The sequence below is a fragment of the Streptomyces sp. CNQ329 genome (assembly GCF_000482585.1).
In genome coordinates, this window is record NZ_AXVU01000133.1 from 1 (window position 1) to 2,459 (window position 2,459).

At 75.7% G+C, this 2,459-nt stretch carries 4 protein-coding genes; all 4 read right to left on the reverse strand.

What is annotated here, in order from left to right; genetic code table 11:
- On the reverse strand, positions 1 to 157 hold a 157-nt coding region (locus I003_RS33860; RefSeq protein WP_158689052.1), incomplete at its 3' end, for a TetR family transcriptional regulator.
- Positions 147 to 875, reverse strand: a complete 729-nt coding sequence (locus tag I003_RS0129370; RefSeq protein WP_027774703.1) for an ABC transporter permease — start codon at positions 873 to 875, stop codon at positions 147 to 149. The genes I003_RS33860 and I003_RS0129370, both read right to left, overlap by 11 nt.
- A gap of 14 nt (positions 876 to 889) precedes the next feature.
- Positions 890 to 1,837 carry an ABC transporter ATP-binding protein gene (locus I003_RS33865; RefSeq protein WP_051368625.1) on the reverse strand — a complete coding sequence of 316 codons (948 nt, stop codon included), beginning with the start codon at positions 1,835 to 1,837 and terminating at the stop codon, positions 890 to 892.
- Positions 1,838 to 1,950: 113 nt separating this feature from the next.
- A partial coding sequence (locus I003_RS33870) for a cation diffusion facilitator family transporter (RefSeq protein WP_037722217.1) occupies positions 1,951 to 2,459 on the reverse strand: 509 nt, incomplete at its 5' end.

Here is a 2,459-nt window from a genome sequence, read left to right on the forward strand (position 1 = left end):
CCCCGTCCGCCACCCCGGCCTCGCGTGCGATGTCCCGCACGGTCAGGCCGGCGGTGCCGCGTGCGGAGATGAGCCGGGCGGCGGTGGCGACCAGGTGCTCGCGCAGGGTCCGGTCGCCATCGCCGTCGCGCAGGATCGCTGCTCGCCTAGGTGACATCACGCCTGAGCGTAGCCCAGCCGGCGAGCACGGCGATCAGCGCCGCGTACCCCGCCAGCAGCGCTCCGGCACCGGGTTGCGGCAGCCCGCCGGTGCCGATGCCGGCCAGCGCACGCCCGGCCGCCAGGGGCAGCCAGCGCCCCGCGCCGTCCCCGACCAGTGCGGCGACGACGCCCTCGACCAGGGCGATCCAGGCCAGCGCCGCGGCGATGGCCCCGGCCAGGTTGCGCACGAGGGCGCCGACGCCGACGCCGATCGCGGCGAACGCGGCGTTCCAGGCGACGCCGCCGGCCAGGGTGCGCCACAGCTCACCGTCGGCGGCGTCGAAGGCGCCGCCCGCGGCGCTGACGGCGACGGCCGTGGTGACGAGGGCGGTCGCGGCGGCGGCGGCGCCGAACAGCAGGCCCGCCGCGGTGGAGACGACCACCTTGGCCGCGACGACACGGCCGCGCAGCGGCACGGCGAGATAGGTCTCGGTGATCGTCCTGTGCCGGTGCTCGCCGGCCACCGCGAAGATGCCGAGGACCAGCGCGAACATGGCGGCCAGCCCGGCGTGCGAGACGGACCGGCTCCAGGTTTCGGTGTCGTTCGCGTCGTCGCCGGTGAGGACCGGCCCGAGCGCACCGGCGACGGTGAACAACTGGGCGGCCAGAAGCAGCAGCCATGTGCTGCGTACGGTACGGAGCTTCAGCAGTTCCGCGCTGAACAGAGCGGCCATGGGGGTGGTCTCCTTCATCGGGCGGCGGCACCCGCGCGACCGGACACGGTCCCGGCCCCGGGTTCGGACTCGGACTCGGACTCGGACTCGGACTCGGTGAGTTTCAGGAACGCCTCCTCCAGCGAGGCCCGGCCCTCGCTCAGCCCGGCCAGGACCACGCCGGCGCCGGCCGCGATCCGGCCGATCTCCTCGGCGCTCGCGCCGCGGACGTCGAGCACCCCCTCGCCGGCGGCGACCGCCTCGTGCCCCCGCGCGGTCAGCAGCTCGCGCAGCCGCGCCGCCTGGGACGTACGGACGGACACCGACCGGCTGCCCAGCTCGGCCAGCGCGCCGTCGAAGCGCGTACGGCCCCGGCTGATGATCACGACGTGGTCGGCCGTCTGCGCCACCTCGCTGAGCACGTGGCTGGAGACCAGCACGGTGCGTCCCTCGGCCGCCCACGCGCGCAGGAGGGCGCGCAGCCACGCCATACCCGCCGGATCCAGGCCGTTGGCCGGCTCGTCGAGCACCAGCACCTCCGGATCGCCGAGCACAGCCGCGGCCAGGCCCAGCCGCTGGCGCATCCCCAGCGAGTAGCCGCCGGCCCGGCGGCCGGCGGCATCTCCCAGCTCCACCAGCTCCAGCACCTCGTCGACGCGCGCCTCCGACACCCCGCACAGGCGGGCGAGGACGCGCAGGTGGGTGCGCCCGCTGCGGCCCGGGTGGAAGCCGGTGGCCTCCAGCAACGCGCCGACCGACCGGCGCGGACGGGCCAGTTCCCGGTAGGCGTACCCGCCGATGAACGCCTCGCCCGCGGTGGGCGAGGCGAGCCCGAGCACCATGCGCAGGGTCGTCGTCTTGCCCGCGCCGTTGGGGCCGAGGAAGCCGGTGACCCGGCCCGAAGGCGCCGTGAACGACACCTCGTTTACGGCACGCCGGCCGTCGTAGACCTTGGTCAGCCGGCGTACGTCGACGTCCGTCATGACACCTCCCGCAATGAACGCTCGTTCATGAACATGTGTTCATAGTAACGGACGTCCGTGCTCCGGAGCCGGCGGAGCAGGTCGTGCGCGGCGAGGGAGAGGCGGGCGGTGTGCTACGGCACATCCCGCGACGGGCCCGTCCGGACCGCGTGATGGGCCAGCGCCGCATGCGGGTCGGCCAGTCCGGGGGCGGGGGCGGGGTCGGCGTGCACGAGCACCGCGGTCAGCTTCGGCACCGCGTGCAGCAGGGCGTGCTCGGCCTCCACGGCCACCCCGTGCGCCTCGCGCACGCTCAGGTCGCCGTCCACCTCGACCGCGACCTCCGCGCGCAGCCGGTGCCCGATCCAGCGCAGCCGCAGCTCGCCCACGGCCCGTACGCCCGGGACCTCCCGCAGCGCGTGCTCGGCGGCGTCGACCAGCGCGGGGTCGACGGCGTCCATGATCCGGCGGAACACCTCGCGGCCGGCGTCACGCAGGACGACGAGGATCGCCGCGGTGATCAGCAGGCCCACGACCGGGTCGGCCGCCCGCCAGCCCAGCGCCGCGCCGCCCGCGCCGAAGAGCACGGCCAGCGAGGTGAATCCGTCGGTACGGGCGTGCAGGCCGTCGGCCACCAGCGCGG